15 protein-coding genes and 2 rRNA genes are annotated in these 19,578 nt (G+C 39.0%); 5 read left to right on the top strand and 12 right to left on the bottom strand.

Going from position 1 to position 19,578, the window contains the following annotated elements:
- Positions 1 to 14 precede the first annotated feature (14 nt).
- The 3 genes from nirB (J7E63_RS24135) to nirB (J7E63_RS24145) all read right to left on the bottom strand — a co-directional run bounded on the left by nirB (J7E63_RS24135) (position 15) and on the right by nirB (J7E63_RS24145) (position 7,100).
- Complete coding sequence (gene nirB / locus J7E63_RS24135; RefSeq protein ID WP_215017201.1) at positions 15 to 2,429, bottom strand: nitrite reductase large subunit NirB; 2,415 nt, start codon at positions 2,427 to 2,429, stop codon at positions 15 to 17.
- Positions 2,430 to 2,520: 91 nt separating this feature from the next.
- The gene (gene nasC, locus J7E63_RS24140; RefSeq protein WP_215017203.1) at positions 2,521 to 4,668 is read right to left on the bottom strand and encodes an assimilatory nitrate reductase catalytic subunit NasC; all 2,148 of its coding nucleotides are present in this window, start codon (positions 4,666 to 4,668) and stop codon (positions 2,521 to 2,523) included.
- A gap of 56 nt (positions 4,669 to 4,724) precedes the next feature.
- Entirely contained in the window at positions 4,725 to 7,100 is a 2,376-nt protein-coding gene (gene nirB / locus J7E63_RS24145; protein WP_215017205.1) for a nitrite reductase large subunit NirB, read from the bottom strand.
- A 367-nt stretch (positions 7,101 to 7,467) separates the two neighbouring features.
- On the opposite strand from nirB (J7E63_RS24145), the gene J7E63_RS24150 reads away from it, so the two are divergent.
- On the top strand, positions 7,468 to 8,673 hold the full coding sequence (locus tag J7E63_RS24150; protein WP_215017207.1) for an MFS transporter: 1,206 nt from the start codon (positions 7,468 to 7,470) through the stop codon (positions 8,671 to 8,673).
- 139 nt (positions 8,674 to 8,812) lie between these two features.
- Here J7E63_RS24150 and J7E63_RS24155 read toward each other — a convergent pair whose 3' ends face one another.
- The gene (locus J7E63_RS24155; RefSeq protein ID WP_215017210.1) at positions 8,813 to 9,664 is read right to left on the bottom strand and encodes a DUF2935 domain-containing protein; all 852 of its coding nucleotides are present in this window, start codon (positions 9,662 to 9,664) and stop codon (positions 8,813 to 8,815) included.
- A 461-nt stretch (positions 9,665 to 10,125) separates the two neighbouring features.
- On the opposite strand from J7E63_RS24155, the gene J7E63_RS24160 reads away from it, so the two are divergent.
- Positions 10,126 to 10,743: a YitT family protein gene (locus J7E63_RS24160; RefSeq protein ID WP_215017212.1), complete on the top strand. Its 618-nt coding sequence runs from the start codon at positions 10,126 to 10,128 to the stop codon at positions 10,741 to 10,743.
- 8 nt (positions 10,744 to 10,751) lie between these two features.
- Here J7E63_RS24160 and cysC read toward each other — a convergent pair whose 3' ends face one another.
- From cysC to J7E63_RS24185, 5 genes are read right to left on the bottom strand one after another with little or no spacing between them, the layout of a single operon-like run.
- Positions 10,752 to 11,351: an adenylyl-sulfate kinase gene (cysC, locus tag J7E63_RS24165; protein ID WP_215017214.1), complete on the bottom strand. Its 600-nt coding sequence runs from the start codon at positions 11,349 to 11,351 to the stop codon at positions 10,752 to 10,754.
- 35 nt (positions 11,352 to 11,386) lie between these two features.
- Positions 11,387 to 12,556 carry a sulfate adenylyltransferase gene (gene sat / locus J7E63_RS24170; RefSeq protein ID WP_215017216.1) on the bottom strand — a complete coding sequence of 390 codons (1,170 nt, stop codon included), beginning with the start codon at positions 12,554 to 12,556 and terminating at the stop codon, positions 11,387 to 11,389.
- A 39-nt stretch (positions 12,557 to 12,595) separates the two neighbouring features.
- Positions 12,596 to 13,300, bottom strand: coding sequence for a phosphoadenylyl-sulfate reductase (locus J7E63_RS24175; protein WP_285289971.1), 705 nt, complete (start codon positions 13,298 to 13,300; stop codon positions 12,596 to 12,598).
- Positions 13,301 to 13,328: 28 nt separating this feature from the next.
- Entirely contained in the window at positions 13,329 to 13,874 is a 546-nt protein-coding gene (locus J7E63_RS24180) for a histidine phosphatase family protein (protein ID WP_215017220.1), read from the bottom strand.
- The gene (locus J7E63_RS24185; protein ID WP_215017222.1) at positions 13,865 to 14,626 is read right to left on the bottom strand and encodes a phosphosulfolactate synthase; all 762 of its coding nucleotides are present in this window, start codon (positions 14,624 to 14,626) and stop codon (positions 13,865 to 13,867) included. Before J7E63_RS24185 ends, J7E63_RS24180 begins: the two co-directional genes overlap by 10 nt.
- A 166-nt stretch (positions 14,627 to 14,792) precedes the next feature.
- Here J7E63_RS24185 and J7E63_RS24190 point away from each other — a divergent pair, with 166 nt between their 5' ends.
- The 3 genes from J7E63_RS24190 to J7E63_RS24200 all read left to right on the top strand — a co-directional run bounded on the left by J7E63_RS24190 (position 14,793) and on the right by J7E63_RS24200 (position 17,284).
- The gene (locus J7E63_RS24190) at positions 14,793 to 16,037 is read left to right on the top strand and encodes an MFS transporter (protein WP_215017224.1); all 1,245 of its coding nucleotides are present in this window, start codon (positions 14,793 to 14,795) and stop codon (positions 16,035 to 16,037) included.
- A 61-nt stretch (positions 16,038 to 16,098) separates the two neighbouring features.
- Positions 16,099 to 16,389: a hypothetical protein gene (locus tag J7E63_RS24195; protein ID WP_374193790.1), complete on the top strand. Its 291-nt coding sequence runs from the start codon at positions 16,099 to 16,101 to the stop codon at positions 16,387 to 16,389.
- Between the two features lie 130 nt (positions 16,390 to 16,519).
- On the top strand, positions 16,520 to 17,284 hold the full coding sequence (locus J7E63_RS24200; RefSeq protein ID WP_215017228.1) for a sulfite exporter TauE/SafE family protein: 765 nt from the start codon (positions 16,520 to 16,522) through the stop codon (positions 17,282 to 17,284).
- Between the two features lie 59 nt (positions 17,285 to 17,343).
- Here J7E63_RS24200 and J7E63_RS24205 read toward each other — a convergent pair whose 3' ends face one another.
- The 3 genes from J7E63_RS24205 to J7E63_RS24215 all read right to left on the bottom strand — a co-directional run.
- Positions 17,344 to 18,810, bottom strand: coding sequence for a spore germination protein (locus J7E63_RS24205; protein ID WP_215017229.1), 1,467 nt, complete (start codon positions 18,808 to 18,810; stop codon positions 17,344 to 17,346).
- A 356-nt stretch (positions 18,811 to 19,166) separates the two neighbouring features.
- Positions 19,167 to 19,283, bottom strand: a 5S ribosomal RNA gene (gene rrf, locus J7E63_RS24210).
- A gap of 75 nt (positions 19,284 to 19,358) precedes the next feature.
- Positions 19,359 to 19,578, bottom strand: a 23S ribosomal RNA gene (locus J7E63_RS24215); the annotation flags it as partial.

Genomic DNA, 19,578 nt, shown 5'->3' on the forward strand with positions numbered 1-19,578 from the left:
TTAAATGTAAGTTCTTACGACATTACTACACTCTCAAACAATTCTTTTCTTACTTTTTCATCCTCTGTTATTGTCTTCCATGGGTCCTTAATTACAGATAATGCGTCATCCATTCGTTTATTTAATTCTTGACGTTTTCCCTTATCATCAAGAACCGACCGTACATGTGTTAACCCTACACGTTCAATCCATGCCGAAGTACGTTCTAAATAGTTGGCTGTTTCACGGTAATATTGAAGGTACGCACCGGTAATTTCCATCGCCTCTTCTGATGTTTTCACGGTGTATAGTAAATCTCCCCCGCGTAAATGGGTTCCGCCATTCCCGCCGACATAAAGTTCCCAGCCCCCGTCAATTCCAATAAACCCAATATCTTTAAACCCCGACTCCGCACAGCTTCTCGGACAAGCAGAAACAGCCATTTTCACCTTATGAGGTGTTTGTAGTCCTTCAAATTTCTTCTCAAGGTCGATGCCTAGACCCATGGAATCTTGGGTTCCAAAACGGCAGAACTGTTCACCGACACATGTTTTCACTGTACGTAGTGATTTTCCGTAGGCTGACCCGGAAGGCATATCCAAATCTGTCCATACTTTTGGCAAGTCTTCTTTTTTAACCCCGAGTAAGTCAATCCGTTGTCCGCCTGTAAGTTTTACTAGTGGTATTTCATATTTATCTACCACGTCAGCAATCCTTCGTAGGTCTTGTGAATTCGTTACACCACCGTACATTCGTGGTACAACAGAATATGTTCCATCCTTTTGTATATTGGCATGCATCCGCTCATTGACAAACCGGGACTCTCTTTCGTCCATATATTCTATCGGATTGACCATCCCTAAATAGTAATTCAAAGCAGGGCGGCATTTTGAACAACCTTCCTCAGTACTCCACCCAAGAACATTCATCACTTCTTTGATATGGGTCAAACCTTTGGATTTAATCTCTTCCACTATTTCATCTCTCGAAAAATGAGTGCAGCTGCAAATCGCTTCTTTCTGTAAAGTGCCGTCATACGCTGACCCAAGTGTATGTTGTAACACTTCTGCAACAAGTGGCTTACATCCCCCGCAAGACCGAGAAGCACTGGTACAAGCTTTGATTTCATCAATGGATGAACAACCTTGATTCTGTATCGCCTGGATAATCGTTCCTTTGGTTACACCATTACATCCGCAAATAATGTCCTCCTCACTCATGGAAGCTACTAAACTGCTCCCGAAATCATCATTAAGTGGCTGTAAAAGTGATACCTTCGTGGTAAAGGAAACATCTGCTTGCTTTTGAATCATCGAAAATAGGCGATTTCCATCACTGCTATCCCCAAACAGTACGGCGCCAACAATTTTATTGTCTTGAATCACGATCTTCTTATAAATGCTGTCATTTCCATCAAAGACTTTAATGGCTTCCTTTCCTTCACCTTCCATAAAATCTCCGGCAGAGAATACCTCGACCCCAGAAACCTTCAGTTGTGTAGACAAAACGGAGCCGTGATAGCCATTGGTCTTCGCTCCGCAAATATGATGAGCTAATACTTTTCCTTGTTCAAACAATGGTGCTACAAGACCGTATACCGATCCGTTGTGTTCGGCACATTCTCCTACAGAGTAAATATTAGGAACACTCGTTTGTAGGAAATCATTCACGACAATACCGCGATTAATAGCAATACCACTTACTTTGGCCAATTCGATATTTGGCTTAATACCAACAGCCATCACGACTAAGTCTGCATCAAGGACCGTTCCATCGCCAAACCTTAAACCTTCTACGCGGTCATCTCCAACAATTTCTTGCGTTTGTTTTTCTAATAAAAACTTCATTCCTTGTTTTTCTAATTCCGACTGTAATAGTTTCCCTGCCTGTGGATCTAATTGTCTTTCCATCAAATAAGGGGCGAGATGTATAACAGAAACATCCATTCCAAGGTTTAAAAGTCCTCTGGCAGCTTCGAGTCCGAGTAATCCGCCGCCAATTACGGCCGCTTTTTTATACTTCCTCGAGGCTTCAAGCATCACTTCGGTATCCCTTATATCCCGAAAAGCAGTCACACCGATCTTTTCAGCTCCTGGAATCGGAAGGATAAATGGGAGTGACCCTGACGCTAAAATCAACTCATCATATGGTTCAATTCTTCCTAAATCGGTTACAACAACTTTCTTCAATGGATCAACTTTGATCACTGTTTCACTTGTAAACAACTGAATGTTGTTTTCTGTGTACCAATCCCAGTCATTAAGCGTAATGTCTTTAACCTCTGTATCACCTTGTAAAACCTTTGAAAGCAGTATTCTATTATAATTCGGATGTGGTTCGCTTCCGAAAATGGTAATCTCAAATAACTCCTTAGATAGTTTTAAAATCTCTTCAATGGCTTTAACTCCAGCCATTCCATTACCTACAAGAACCAACTTTTTCTTATTCACGTTAGGTTTCCTCCCTTAGAATGTTTCTTAAACTATAGCATAGACCACTCAATAACTAACTTAATGTGTAAGGTCTTCTAACATAGAAATTTCAATTTAGGAAATCCTTTACTGGACTTACCTTTACAACACTGACTTTAAATCCAGGCATTTTACAGACAGGATCCAATTCTTTTGAGACAAGGAGATTAATATTTTGTGAGTCGGCCCAGTGGAAGGGAACAAAAATGGTATCATGGCGAATTGTTTCCGACCATTTGCTTCTAACCACAACACTTCCTCTTCTCGATTCGATTTTCACTAATGATTGGTCTTGGATTTGAAATTTTAATGCGGTTGCAGGGTGAATTTCCATAAATGGTTCTACATTCCTTGCCGCTAATGCTGGACTTTTTCTTGTTTGCACTCCTGTTAAGTAATGTGACATGACTCTTCCTGTTGTTAAATAGAGTGGAAACTCTTCAGATAATTGTTCTTTTGGAACCTCAGGGATATTCGAAACAACCACCATCGCTGCCTTTCCATCTGAATGGGCAAAGGATGTCTCAAACACTCTTTTCGTCCCACCATGGTCAGTAGCTGGGCATGGCCATAATATTCCGCCTTCCTTCCTAAGACGTTCATATGTCATTCCAAAATAATCCGCATTCCCCCCACGGCTTGCCATTCTTAATTCGGAAAAAATTTCCTCTGCAGATGAAAAGGAAAAATACTTTTCTTTTCCAAGTACACGGGCAATTTCACAAATGATTTGCCAATCATGCTTCACTTCTCCTGGACAAGGATAGCTTGCTTCCCGTAATGTTACCCGTCCTTCTATATTCGTCATCGTTCCTTCATCTTCTAGATAAGAAGAAGCTGGCAATATTAAATCGGCTAATCTCGCTGTTTCTGAAACAAACAGATCCACCGCGACAAAGAATTTTAATTTTTTAAAGGCCTCTTTGACAAAGTGGGCATTTGGATTGGAGACCATCGGATTGGAACACATCAGAAACAAGCCTTGAATTTCACCTTCATAGATTTTCTCGATCATTTCATAGGCAGAAACACCTTTATGTGGTAAGTCGTCCTTTTTAACTCCCCAAACACTGGCCACATATTCTCGATGTTCTTCGTTCTCAATCGACCGATATCCAGGAAGCTGGTCTGCTTTTTGGCCATGCTCTCGCGCCCCTTGGCCATTTCCCTGTCCTGTAATCGCCCCATAACCACAGCCCGGTTTGCCAATTTTCCCAGTTGAAACCAGAATATTTAGGAAATTTCGGACCGTCATCGAGCCATTTGTGTGCTGTTCTACCCCTCTCGCTGTAAATATCATTCCTGTTTCTTCTTTACCAAACCTTACTGCCGCTTTGCGAATGAGTTCAATTGGAACGCCGGTAATCTCTTCAATTTCTTCCGAATTAAGGGATAATACATACTCTCTAACTTCTTCAAATCCGTTCACACGTTTTTGAATAAAGTCCTTATCAACATAATTTTCTTCAATGATAACTTTCAATATCCCATTAGCTAACACAGCATCTGTTCCTGGTTTAGGTTTTAAATGCAAGTCTGCTATTTTCGTTGTTGCTGTTTCACGAGGGTCGATAGCGATAATATAGGTACCATTTTCTTTCGCTTTTTCAAAATAAGGCATTATCGTTGGCTGACATTCAGCAATATTCGTCCCGGCTAATATAATGCAGCGAGTCGATGGAATTTCTGCCAAGCTGTTCGTGAATCCTCGGTCCAACCCAAAGGTTTGACTCGCCGCTGAAGCAGCTGCTGACATACAAAGACGTCCATTATAATCAATGTATTTTGTTTTTAATGCAACCCTAGCAAATTTTCCCAATAAGTAAGCTTCTTCATTTGTGATCGACGCGCTCCCATAAACCGCTAAGGCATTCAGTCCGGATTCTGCCTGGATTTTAGTAAAGTTTTCTTTAATTTTATTCAAGGCCGTCTCCCAAGAAACACGAACAAATTCTCCATTTACTTTTAATAATGGATATTTCAAACGGTCCTTATGAAAAGCATGTTGATGGGCGTTCATACCCTTAATACATAAACGCCCCTCCGAGGTTGGATTCTCTTTACCAATGGTTATATATTTTTTTCTCGTAACAATCGATTGTTCAATCAATTGCATTTTACATTGCATACTACAGTATGGACATTGTGACTCGTATTTTTTTTCTGATTTCACTTCTTGTTCCTTTGTACGAAAATACTTTAAAAATGCTTCTGTCAAAATAGCTCACCCTTTACTCACTTTTTTTCGTAATAGTTAATTTTAACGAACGTTCCTTATAGGACTGTTGATGATCTGGAACTTTTTACTAAAAGTTTTTTGCGTAGCAAACGATCTTTCTCTAACCGCAGCAATAATTGCTGGCGATGTTCTAAGTCAAATAGAATTTCGCGCACATGCACTAAACCAACCCTTTCGATCCATTGCCATGTACGTTCAAGGAAATTGGCCGTTTCACGGTAATATTGAATAAAGGCACAAATAATTTCGATCACATCATGATTCAATGATTCAAGGCATAATAACTCACCTGCTCGTACATTACGTCCACTGCTGCCACCGACATAAATTTCCCAGCCAAGACTTGTTCCAATCACTCCGATATCTTTCGTAGTCGAACCTGCACCATTATGCATACAAGCAGATATGCCCATTTTCACACGGTAGGGTGTGGTGAGAAATTCCAATTTTTTTTCGAGACTGACAGCCAGTTGAATCGATGATTGCTTGTCACAACGGCAAATATGCTCGCCGATACTTGTTTTAATATTTTGAACCATATTTCCATAAGTGGAACTAACATCCATGTTCAAATCAGCCCAAACATCAGCCAGGTCCTCTTTCTTCACCCCCATCAAATGAATTCTTTGTTCACTAGTTACCGCAACATTAGAGATGCTATATTTCTCTGCAACATCGGCAATCGTTCGCAGTTGTTCTGCTGTCGTTTTTCCGCCGTACATCTGTGGGACAACGGTGTAAGTACCATCTTGTTGAACAATGGCATTCATTTGTTCGGATACAAAAAGTGATTCTTGTCGGCTCTCATACTCTGGATATATCATTCCTAAATAATAGGCTAAGGCAGGACGACAGGTAGTGCATCCTTCCTTATTTTCCCAATTAAGCACCTCGATTACTTCTTGTACCGTAGTGCAGCTTTGCAATTGCATCTCGTAAACCACTTCATCTTCCGTTAACGATGTACATTGGCACATTGATTTTTGTTCAATGACCTCATCAAATTCATCGCTCTGGATATAGGAAAGAAGATCAGATACTAACGGTTTACAGCCGCCGCAAGAGCTGGATGCCTTGGTACACTTTTTTACTTGTTCCACGGTCGTTAATCCATTTTTTAGAACCGCTTCAATAATGGCCCCTTTCGCTACTCCGTTACAATTGCAGATCATTTCGCTATGCGCCATAGAAGCGACGGAATCCCCGCCGTCAATTGACGATTGAAATAAAGTAACTTTCTCTACGTCCGACATATCTTGTTTTTTCATGATCATATCTAGCAATCTTGTACGGTCCCTAGTATCACCAAATAAAACGGCGCCAACTATTTTAGAATCTTCAAAGACAAGCTTTTTATAAGTACCATCTAACTCATCATGAATTTCAATTGATTTAAGACTTTCATCACAGGTAAACTGACCAACTGAAAACACATCCACACCCGATATTTTTAATTGAGTGGAAAGAATAGTTCCTTCGTATCCTTTAGATTCCAAGCCGCAAATACGTTTGGCTAAAATCTTCCCTTGGTCATAAAGAGGTTTCACCAATCCATAGACAATTCCTCGATGCTCCACGCATTCACCAACAGCGTAAATATTCGGTATATTCGTTTCCATATAATCATTAACGAGGATGGCGCGGTTAGTTTCGATTCCGCTTTCCTTTGCTAACTGTATATTGGGTCGTACCCCTACTGCCATTACAACCAAATCAGCTTCTGCTTCGGTGCCGTCCTTAAATGACACTCCTTCCACGCGCTCGCTTCCCCAAATCTCCTTTGTTTCTTTTTCAAAAAGAAAATGAAATCCTTGCTTTTCTAACTCTGTTTGCAACAGTTTCGCTGCGGTTTCATCCAGTTGTCTTTCCATTAAATTTAGGCAATTATGCACCACGGTTACTTCCATATCAAGATTGAGCAGACCTTTGGCAGCTTCTAAACCTAAGACTCCACCGCCAATCACTACCGCTTTTTTATAATGCTTCGCTGTTTCAATCATTTTCTGACAATCTTCCATGGTTCGAAATGTGATGACTCCTTCTTTATCAACACCTGGCAGCGGCAGCTGAAATGGAACAGAACCTGTTGCGATTATTAGTCGGTCATAAGGAACCTCCTGATTTTTATCCGTCTTAACAAGTTGTTTTTCCGTATCAATTTTTATCACCGTTTCTCCAGTAAACAGTTTGATGTTCTGTTGGTTATACCAATCACGATCATTGATTGTAATATCTTTAAACGATGTACCACCCTGCAAGACGGCCGATAATTGGATCCGATTATAGTTAGGGTGTGGTTCGCTTCCGAAAATCGTAATCTCAAAGGAATAAGGTGAATGCTTTAAAATCTCCTCAATGCTCCGCACCCCTGCCATTCCATTACCTATCAGTACGAGTTTTTGCTTATCCATTCTAAAAGCCTCCGTATGTTCGATATTTGGGTAACTGAAACCATAAATATCCCCTATTATTCCATAAAACTCATCAAAAGAAATTCAGTGTGTAACATTTTCTAACACAATAAGTTTCGTGTTAGAGTTCCTTACACGCTATGAGACATCTCCTGTTTCAATACGTTATTGTTAAACAAAGCAAGGGAAACACAAATACCAACAATGTTAAGGAGGAAAAGTGATGAAAAACAATATCGGTTTATTTTCATTCTTGGTTTTACTAGTAAGGGTCATGTTTTCAAAAGATAGCTGTTTTGAATGGTAATAAAAGTAAAAATGTAATTTGATAGTTAACTATGATACAAATAGAAGGGAGAACAACATTATGAGGTTATCAGATCTAAAAAAAAGCGGGCATGCGCCATCATTAGCAGCGTCATTTTTATATTTTGATGTTAGTTTCATGATTTGGGTGATTTTGGGGGCACTAGGGGTTTATATAACAAAAGATTTTGGACTATCTCCCGCTCAGAAGGGTTTCATCGTTGCTGTTCCAATCCTAAGTGGATCGTTTTTCAGGCTCATCCTTGGAGTTATGACGGATCGTATTGGTCCGCGAAAAACAGCAATAAGCGGGATGCTCGTCACCACCATCCCGCTTGCTTGGGGCTGGTTATTCGGACAGACGTTAACCGAACTTTACTTGATAGGAATTCTACTCGGAGTAGCAGGAGCAAGTTTTGCGGCAGCTATACCTATGGCAAGCAGATGGTACCCGCCACATTTACAAGGACTTGCAATGGGAATTGCAGGAGCTGGAAACAGCGGAACACTTTTTGCTACATTATTTGGCCCGCGTCTTGCAGAAAATATTGGCTGGCATAATGTAATGGGATTAGCTATTATTCCTCTTTTGATTGTATTTATCTTGTATATTCTTCTTGCAAAGGATGCACCTTCACAACCAGCTGCAAAACCGGTGGTTGAATATTTGAAAGTATTTAAACAAAAAGACACATGGTTTTTTTGTTTGCTTTATAGTGTCACCTTCGGAGGATTTGTCGGTTTGTCCAGTTTCTTAAGCATCTTTTTTGTGGATCAATACGATTTATCAAAAGTAAGAGCAGGCGATTTTGTCACTCTTTGCGTAGCGGCAGGAAGCTTTTTCCGTCCTGTTGGTGGTTTCATAGCCGATAAAATCGGCGGCGTACGCCTTCTGACCTTTTTATTTATCGGGGTCGCGCTCAGTATGTTCGGCGTGAGCCAGCTTCCATCTTTGGCTATTGTGACAACCTTATTGTTTTTCGGAATGCTCTGCCTTGGAATGGGAAATGGTGCAGTATTTCAATTAGTTCCACAGCGCTTCCAAGAAGAAATTGGGATGATTACCGGGATTGTCGGAGCAGCTGGCGGGGTTGGCGGATTTTTTGTACCAAATATACTTGGATCACTTAAGGAAATTACCGGAACGTACGGATCTGGATTTATCGTTTATACAGGGGTTGGAATCACGGCTTTAATAGTTCTACTTATTGCACAAATGTCATGGCGAAAAACCTGGTCACCAAAAGAAGCCTCAATTAAAAATTAGAGATAATTTTTTGGACGACCACTAAAAAGTAAGAAATAGAAGGAGAACCTGAAGAAGGCTATTCTTGAACCTAACGGGGTCCTAGAATAGCCTTCTTCAATTTAACTGCTTTTTTGCATAGGATGCCTTCTTCAATCTTCTAAAATCTAGGTTGTGGGGTACCGCTTGTAAGATGCGCATCAAACATATCAATAATTTCAAGAAATCTATCAGCCTCACGAAAAACATGGTCTGCTAATAGTGGATGGATGATACTCTTTATTTTACATTGCTCAATTAAATCACGTGCCGTTTTCTTGAAGTCCCGTAGAGAGGAGACCGATACACGATTCTGATCCAGGAATTGATCTAAAAGAGGAACGGTTTGAGATTGTGGTTTCATAGATTCTAAGTCTCTTGCTTGATACATCAATTGATCAAAGTCATTGCTGAAATTTTGGGCTATATCAATTAACTTCCTTTCGGATGGATCCAGTAGATGACCAATAAATTTAGCATGGTCTGCCATAATTCTTAGAAAGAAGACATTTTCTTTTATGATGGCATCTGGAAGGGGTTTTAATTTACCTTCGTTTAATTCCACTAATCGTTTTCTAAAATAATTAGCTTCTCTACTTGTATGATCAACTAACAGTGGAAAATTATTTGCCCCCGGCAATTTACATGTAAGTATTAAACCTAGTACTTTTCGTTTAAATGCAAAAATGCTGGTTGCAGCTTGTTGTACTTCCGAATTAAATCTTCTTATTTGTTCAGGATCTGCTTGATTGGTAGTGGAATGTGCAGTTTGTTCGATGCGTTCGAACAATTGATAAAATTGATTAGCCTCTTGGATTAGTTGAGTATCCTCTGCTCTAAAACCTAATCGAAGAAATAAAGAATGCTCTTTCATGATCCTAGACCAAAAACGTATTTCATTTAACGATCGCTCAACAAACATTCCAGATGTAACACCTGTATCAGGATGTTGTAAGTTTTCATTCCCATTCATTCAATCCCCCCCCAGTAAATACTTCATTCGTTCTATTCTTATTAATAAATTCATATAAATATACCCAAATAAGAGGTTCAAAAGGTTCCCCTTTGTAAAATAAGAAAAATATAATAACAAAAGAAAAGAAGTTAACAGACATATATTATTATAGTAGAAATGAGAATTTAAGGGGGATTATTATGGGTTTCTATTGGGTAGGTTTTGTTTTTTGGTTATTAATTGGGATTTCATTGATTTTCCTAGTATGGGGAGTAGGTAAAAAATCTAATTAATACCAAAGAAAAGAGTAACCCGACAAAATTGAACAGGCGCTCCTTTTATCTTGATATTATCACGTTGAAAAAACATTCTACATATTCCTTTTTTTCTTCTCATAAAATGGACAAGGAGTGATAGTCCTGAGGAGGTATTTATGTGGAATTGAAAAATACAATTGATATGGTTTATTTCTTTAAACTATGAAAAGAACTTATTTAACCTATTTCTGCATTTTATTTGGGGCTACCCTTCAGGGCATGTCGATGTCCTTGTTTTTATTTCCTCACTCCATCCCTTCCGGCGGGGCAGCAGGACTTGCGATCTTGGTAAATCACTGGTTTCATTTATCTCTTGGTTTCTCTTTATGGTTATCTAATATTGTTTTTCTACTTTTCGCTTTAAAGTATTTTGGATACACCTGGACCATTCGAACGATTCTTTCGGTTGCTATTACCTCCACGACAGTAACTTTTCTAACAGCCCTAGTTCCACATCTTCATATCCATATTATGGTGGATATACTAGGTGGAAGTGTTTTCTTTGGTATTGGTGTAGGATTATTGATTCGAGCGGGGGCATCCAGCGGTGGAATGGTCATTCCAGCATTAATGATCGCTTCCTATAAGAAATGGAGTCCCGGAAAAGTAATGATGGGAATAAACTTTTTGATTTTTTTATTAACCGCCCTTGTGATTGATTATAAAATTGTTATTTTCGCGGTTATTTGCCAATTCTTTTCGACGAATATCATTGATTTTATTTTTGAATTAAAATTACAAAAAATAAGATTCCTAACGACAAATTGGAGAAAAAGATAAGAAGATCCCTAAAGAATCTTCTCTTCCTTTAAATAGGCTAAAATTTTTTCAACGGATTGATCAAGTGTCATTTTATCAGTTTCAATCATGATTTCTGGATCATTTGGCACCTCGTACGGAGAGGATATTCCCGTAAAGTCAGGGATTTCTCCTTTTCTTGCTTTTTTATATAGCCCTTTTGGGTCCCGGTCTTCACAGATATTGATAGGACAATTCAAAAATATTTCAATATATTCGCGGGGATCAAACATATTTCGAACAAGCTGCCGATCATCAAGAAATGGAGAAATAAATGCAGAAGAAACAATCAGGCCGCTGTCAACAAACAGTTTTGCCACTTCCCCGATTCTCCGAATGTTTTCTCTCCTGTCCTTAACGCCAAAACTCAAATCACTATTTAGCCCGTGGCGAATATTATCACCGTCCAAAACATAGCTCCTAATATTTTGTCGATACAAAGCATGATCCACAGCATTAGCCAAGGTAGATTTTCCTGATCCAGATAAACCTGTAAACCACAATACACAGCTTTTATGCCCATTTAATAGGCAGCGATCTGTTTTTTTCACCGTTGACTGATGCCAAATAATATTCTTACTATTTCCCATTTCATCACCTCTTTATTTTCTAAAAATAGTTCGCCTTAAGGGGTCTCCAAACGGCGGGTTTCATCTAGGTAGGCTTCTTTCATTCCTTGGATTAGAATTTCGACCACTTCTGGCCGGCTAAATTCCTTTGGCGGCTGTTCCCCGTTTTTTAACATACCTCTCACCTTTGTGCCTGATAAAATTACGTGTTGCTGTGAATCATGAGGGCATGTTTTTTCAGAAGCCATGTTTTCGCATTTTTTACAATAAAAGCTATGTTCAAAAAAGAGCGGTTTTATGCCAAGTTCTTCGTCAGTGAAGTGACTAAATATTTTTTGGGCATCATATGTTCCATAATAGTTTCCTACTCCGGCATGATCTCTCCCTACTATAAAATGAGTACATCCAAAATTTTTCCGGACGATGGCATGAAAAATTGCTTCCCTAGGTCCAGCATATCTCATCGCGGCAGGAAAAACAGAAAGGAACACCCGATCTTTCGGGTAATAATTTTCGATTAAGACTTGATAGCTTTTCATACGGATTTCACCGGGAATATCATCCGATTTGGTCTCACCCATCAACGGATTTAAGAAAAGCCCATCGACAGTCTCTAATGCTGTTTTTTGAATATATTCATGGGCCCGGTGCACGGGATTTCGAGTTTGGAAACCAACTACCGTATTCCAACCTAATCTCCTAAACTGCTTCCTTGTTTGGATGGGGTCCAAATAATAGCTTTCAAACTTACTTTTCTCAGGTCTTTTTATCAGGGTAATGGGACCTCCGAGATAGATCTCCGGCCGTTCTAACAGCCTTTTAACCCCTGGGTGATGAATATCGGTTGTTCTGTATACCATCTCAGCTTCAAACTTTTTATCAGGGATAAATAATTCCTTCACATCCATTACACCATACACAGTGCCATTATGGATTAGATTGATCATCTCACCGGTTTTAAGTTCCTTCGCTTTATCTTTGTTAATAGCTAATGTAATCGGTAACGACCACGGGAGTCCATCGGACAATCTCATATTTCTAACGACTGAATTATAGTCAGTTATCCCCATAAACCCAGTAAGCGGGCTATATGCACCATTTGCAATTAACTCCAAATCACTTAATTCTAAATTTCCTAGTTCTACATAATTACGAGTGTAATCAATTGGAGTATTTAGGTTGATCCTATTTACCAATTCACCCCCATGGGGGACACTTTCACTCATTTTACTCCCTCCCTAATCTCTTGAATTTGCCTTTGTGGCCTATAATGTTTCATGGAGTCCGCATTCAGTTTTCGATTGACCAGCCCACCGTCCGGAACGAGAGTCTCTTGAATCTGCGACAGGCTTTGTACAGGGAGCACAGCCAATACTTGGGTACCCTTTATCGTGTAAGGGATTGTAGGGTAAATGATTTAGATGGATATAATTCATAATGTCTTCCCATGACCAGTGAATGAGGGGGCAAATTTTTATTTTCTTAAATTTTTCATCCTTATTTATATATTGCGTGTTACTCCTTGTGGGGGATTGATCTCGCCTCAGACCTGTGATCCATGCCTCAACATCCTGTAATGCTTCCTTAAGAGGAACCACCTTTCTTAAATGACAGCACAGATTGGGGTTACTCTGCCACAATTCGTCTCCGTACCATTTGGTTTGTTCATCTAACGATATCCTTGGTTTAATAAGATCGATCTGCAGCGATGGGTAGCTGTTCCTAACTTCCTCAATTAATTGATAAGTTTCTGTAAAGTGGAGGCCGGTATCGAGGAAAATAATTTTCGCATTTTTATTTACTTTATGAATTAAATCGATTAAGACAATTCCCTCTGCGCCAAAGCTGCACGAATAGACAATTTTGTCTCCATAATTTTGGTAAGCCCATTTTAAAATATCTAGAAAATCGCGAGGATGGTCCAAAAGGGTACCTACCTTTTTTTCATCCCAATTTTCATACGTCAACAGATCAGACAAGTAAGGTCACCTCGACTTTCTATCCTCGAAGATTGGAATTCAATGCTAGTGTAATACAGGCATTGTTTTCGACGATTATTTTATTCATGTGATTAACATCGCCAAACTGCGAATATGAAATCATTGCCCTAATCCACGATCCATGGCCAAACACTAAAATATTGGACAACTTCTTATATTTCTCGATGAACAAAACAACCCTTTCTTCTAAATTCTTAATACTTTCTCCTAAAACGAGATCTTTTGGATTATTAATCCAAATCTCACGATATTTCTCGAAAAGTTCTTCCTTTGGACGCCCTTCAAATGGACCAAAATCTAATTCGTCTAATAAACCCTCTGTTTGGCATGCGTGGCCATAAAGCTGAGCTGTTTGATAAGTTCGTTTCAGGGTGCTGGCCAAAACAAGTTCAAATGGTGCTAATTTTTTTAGCCGCTGCGCATTCTCTGCTATTCCTAAATATAATTCATCTGTTAATGGGGATAGTTCTATATCTCTCCTGCCTTGCAGCCAGGTTTTTTTATTCCATTCTGTGGGAAGATGTCTGATTAGCGTTATTTGCATTCATTTCCCTCCAAAAAAAATGTTTCACTTCTAAGACCACAGCGTTGCGCTTCTAATATTAGAACATCTCGTATTTTTACATTTCCTAAATTGACATTCGGTCCAATTTCTTTAATAAAATACATTTGATGTTTTGCCGAGGGTGCTTCAAAGATGATTTTTTTGCTGTCAACATCTCTGACCAACTCTTGAATTAAATCGGACTTAAGATCACCACATTTTTCATAAATACCTGATGTCCCAGATTCCCTCCCTTCTGTAATCACATACTCACATCCGGCTTCTAAGAAGAGCGATATTTCTTCCTTCCATCCAGAAATAGACATTTCCAGATTAGGATCCTTGGAACCAACTTCAGAAATGATATGAAAGTCATTTTTTAATTGTGAAATTAAACGGAGGCGTTCATTTATTGGGATATCTAGTGTCCCATTAGATATTTCGAGCCATTCAATCCCTAAATCCTGTAAAAAGGATAAATATTCAGGAATTTTTTTTTGGTAAAAGCATTTTTCAAATAATGTACCCCCACAATAAGTCCTAATATGATATTCCTTGTAAAGCTGAACCTTTTCCTTTATGTTTGGCGTTACATAAGCTGAACCAATTCCTATCTTTGCAATATCAATGAAGTTTCCATAATCAGCTAGGATATTTTTTAATTCTCCCATCGGGGTCCCCGTATCGATCACAGAAGTTAAACCGTATGATCTAATTCCTGAAGTCCTTTCGGGAATGGTTAAAAAACTCATAGGGAATGCGCCTCCTCTATTTTTCTAGGATAGATTATTCAAAAAATGGGTGAATGTGTATATAATGGTCATTATTCCTAAGAATTAGGCAATTACGATTGTATAAACTGCTGTCCCATTCCAAACAATAATAGGGCTTAATTTCACAGTTAGGGGTGTACATTCATTGCCAAAGCAAAAGCATAAAGGCTTGACGATTACTGCAATCGGTTCAATCCCACTTATTTTGGTGTTAGGAAACTCAATGTTAATCCCAATTCTTCCAAAAATGAAATCGGAACTGAATATTACTCAATTTCAGACGAGCTTAATAATCTCAGTATTTTCGATTGCAGCGGCAATATCTATACCTGTATTAGGATATTTATCTGACCGATTTTCACGGAAAGCGATTATTATCCCAGCTCTTATTTTATATGGCAGCGGTGGATTATTGGCTGGCGCTGCGGCAGCCTGGTTCTCCAATCCCTATACATGGATATTAGCCGGCAGGATTTTGCAAGGAATGGGTGCTGCTGGTACGGCTCCAATTGCCATGGCATTGGCAGGCGATTTATTTAAGGGTGGAGAACAAAGTAAAGTTTTAGGTTTAGTGGAAGCGTCGAATGGATTTGGGAAGGTAATCAGCCCAATTATTGGCTCGCTCCTTGCCCTTCTGTTTTGGTATGCAGCATTTTTTGCCTTTCCGATTTTTTGTGCCCTTTCAGTCCTCTTTACTATCTTTTTTATCAAGGAAAAGAAAGCAGAGAAAGAACCTCCCCCTTTGGGAAAATATGTGAAAGGCCTTGTTTCTGTTTTCAAAACAGAAGGACGCTGGTTATTTGCCGCTTATTTCACAGGTGCCTCCTGCCTTTTTACACTCTTTGGGATTTTGTTTTATATATCCGATATTCTCGAGAAAGAACATAATATTAATGGATTGCTAAAAGGTGCAATATTAGCCATACCACTTTTATTTATGACAACGACCTCTTATTTCACTGGAAGTAATATCGGAAAAAAAATGAAAGTAATGAAAAGATTAATTGTCATCGGCTGTTTGTTGATGACAGCTTCCTTTGCATCACTGGTTTTCTTTACAAAATTACTGCCATTTTTTGCTGTCTTAGTCATAAGCAGTATTGGAACTGGGCTCGTTCTTCCATGTATCAATAGCTTTATTACTGGTTCCGTACCGGCAGACCGGCGTGGATTCGTTACCTCCCTATATGGATCCGTTAGATTTTTAGGTGTTGCCATTGGTCCACCTATTTTTGGGGCATTAATGGAATGGTCCCGTTCAGGGATGTTCTTATCTACAGCAGGTTTAACATTGTTATGTGGATTGCTTTCCATGATGCTCATCCATGTTGCTAAAAAGGAACCTTCAAAAGAAAGTGATTCACTGTTTGAAAAATTATCTTTCACATAAAATTGAAAAAGGTCCGTTTAGGAGAGTTTACTTGGCACTGGAACTAGACAAAAAGGAGTAGATGTCATTGCAAATTTATTTTTCTCCTGAAGTAATCACACCGCAGTTTCAGGTTTTAAATGTGGTGGATGGAAAAAACAAAGGAGTAGGAAACGTAGCTTTTTTATTTGATGAAAAAAAGCTTTATGTATATGGAATATTGGAAGAGGAAGAAGTAGGAGCTGATTTTAAGGATTTGATCACGCCATATTTAAAAGGATTAGCGAAAGCCAAGCCCGGGCTGGATATTTTCTCTTGTTTATATGTCGGATGTAAAAAAATAAATTTGAATGAGGAAGAAAAAGATAAATAATGATTTAGGTGGACTCCAAGCTGGGTCCCCTTTTTTTTTGGGCATACCAGCCATGTCACAGGTGTCTAACTCTTTCATATTTTAATGTTATAAATCAACATTAGATTAGATAATTCGGGGTGTGCGTGTAATGAGTATGGGGATAATTGTAATGGGTCTTTTAATCGGCTTTATGGTCGGATTAACAGGTGTTGGAGGGGCCGCTTTGTTGACTCCAATTTTAATTTTATTAGGTATCAGCCCTTCTATTGCAGTAGGTACAGATCTTGTTTATAACTCCATAACCAAACTTTTTGGTTCAATTCAACATTGGAGGCAGAGGACGATAAATTTCAAGTTAGTAAAGTATCTAGCGATTGGGAGTATTCCAAGTGCTATCTGTGCAGTAGGCATTCTCCATTTATTTGATTCTTTTTTTCATAACCAAGAAGTGGTGATTAAACACGCATTGGGTTACGTTTTAATATTGGTAGCATTGACTACCTTGTTTAAAACATTTATGAAAAATAAATTAGAATGGAATCATTTTCAAAAGAAGCCGATCCATGAAAAACGGGGCTTAACCATTCTGATTGGTGCTATATTAGGTTTTATTGTAGGCTTGACATCGATAGGATCTGGTTCATTGTTTGCATTAGCTATGATTTACTTGTACAGATTGAGAACTCCAGAATTGGTCGGAACCGATATCGCTCATGCCTTTTTATTAGTCTCCGCTGCAGGGATTATGCACGCAGGAATCGGCAATGTTGATTATCTATTAGTTTTTAACCTATTAATGGGGTCGATCCCTGGTGTCATATTAGGAAGCACCTTATCCTCTAAATTACCCGCAAAACCTCTAAGAACCATTATGGCAGTGATGATTTTGATTAGTGGGTTTAAACTAATTTAATATAAGCAATTAACTTCTGAAACAGCTAAAAAGTCTATCAAATTTGATAGACTTTATTTTTATTGCCTTGTTCTATCTTGTGGCCTTAGGATTGCAGCCCGTGTATTATTAAGCGGAATTGGCGTCCGAGAGAGCATTATCCGAAAATCTCGTGGATTAAATGGAATAAACGGATACAAAAATGGTGTATTCATGCTCTTAGTTACAACAAGGAGCATGATCCATAACGTGATTCCTATGATCAACCCTGGAACTTTAAATAAAGCAACCATGATTAAAAAGAAAACCCGGAAAAGTCGATTGGCAAGGCTTAACTCATAACTTGGTGTGGCAAAAGTTCCAATGGCAGCAACGGCTACATATAGGACGACCTCATGAGTAAAAACCCCTACCTCTACAGCTACATCTCCAATGATAATTGCAGAAACGATTCCTAACGCAGTTGCGAGGGCATTTGGTGTATGAATAGCTGCCATTCGCAAAATTTCGATTCCGACTTCAGCAATGAGAAATTGCCAGATTAAACCAATCTCCCCTTGATCTTCTACACCGATAAACTTCCATCGATCGGAGAGTAATTGTTCATTGGTCGCATAAGTGTACCAAAGTGGTAAGAGAAATAAGGAGGATAAAACAGCGATAAATCGTGCCCATCGTAAAAAAATCCCAATTACCGGCTTTTGACGATATTCCTCAGCATGCTGCAAGTGATGCCAATAGGTTGCTGGACAAATCATTACACTTGGTGATCCATCCACAACTATTAATACATGGCCTTCCATTAAATGAACGGCACTTGTATCAGATCTTTCTGTGTATCGAACTAATGGATATGGATTATAGTTTCGGCCGAATACAAATTCTTCAATCGTTTTTTCCGCCATTGGAATCCCGTCTATAGATATTTTTTCAAGTTCATTTCTTAACATTTTTACATTATCCGGGTCAACGATGCTATCTATGTATACTAATGCAATGTCTGTTTTAGATCGCTTTCCTACTTGGACGTATTCCATAATAAGGGATCGGTCCCGAACACGCCTGCGAATTAACGCTAAGTTAAATACAATCGTTTCAACAAAGCCATCACGCGGTCCACGTACAACACGTTCAATATCTGGTTCTTGAGGGGAACGGATGGGATATTCACGTGAATCAATCAGGATTACCTGTTTGCCGCCTTCTACTACTACTGCAGTTTGTCCTGAAAGAATTTGGGCAATAACTTCTTCTAAATCCTCTGATGTATTGACCTCTACATGAGGAATAAAGGTTTTAAATAGCTTGTCAATTGGATTATTTCCAAAATCCTCTGGTTTCCGTTTTTCAATCTCCTTCATTATTAATAGTAAGAGATTAGCTGAAGCAAACCCATCTATCAAAAACATCCCGAACCGGAGTCCTCCGTATTCTAACGGGCGGTGAATCACATCAAAGTTTTTTCCAATTCGTAATTCTTTTATTAGGTATTCAATATTATCTTCAAACTTTTCCTTAACCGGAATTTGAGTCCCCTTTTTTCCCAAACATGCCAACTCCTAAATTTTCATTATTGGTATTTTGCAACATGTTTGAGGTTAATATACTCTTTTCAATATCATTAAATCATTCAGTCTTAATAGAGAGTTCGAGTGCTTTTATGATTTTTAAAGACTTTCTTTTGTTACCGTCCATGGCTTTTTTCCTTATCTTCGGGCACTTAAAGCCCTCTTTAGTTACCGTTGGTGGTTTTTTTCCTCCTCCTCGGGAACTAAAGCCCTTCTTTAGTTACTGCTCAAGCTCTTTTTCCTCTTCCATGGGCACTATAAATACAAATAAGTGAACCACCCTCCAATTATCTGGAACACAAAAAAAGACAACCTTTTCAGGTTGTCCTTGATTTGCCTGGCAACGTCCTACTCTCACAGGGACGCGTGTCCCAACTACCATCGGCGCTGAGAAGCTTAACTTCCGTGTTCGGTATGGGAACGGGTGTGACCTTCTTGCCATTGCTGCCAGACTATTTAATTGAGGATTCATTCCCTCAAAACTAGATAATGTAGAAGAAGTTTGTAAAACGAGTATGCCTTAAAAATTGGTTAAGTCCTCGAACGATTAGTATCAGTCAGCTCCACATGTTACCACGCTTCCACCTCTGACCTATCAACCTGATCATCTTTCAGGGTTCTTACTAGCTTGCGCTATGGGAAATCTCATCTTGAGGGGGGCTTCATGCTTAGATGCTTTCAGCACTTATCCCGTCCGCACATAGCTACCCAGCGATGCCCTTGGCAGAACAACTGGTACACCAGCGG

Source organism: Bacillus sp. ISL-75 (assembly GCF_018613095.1).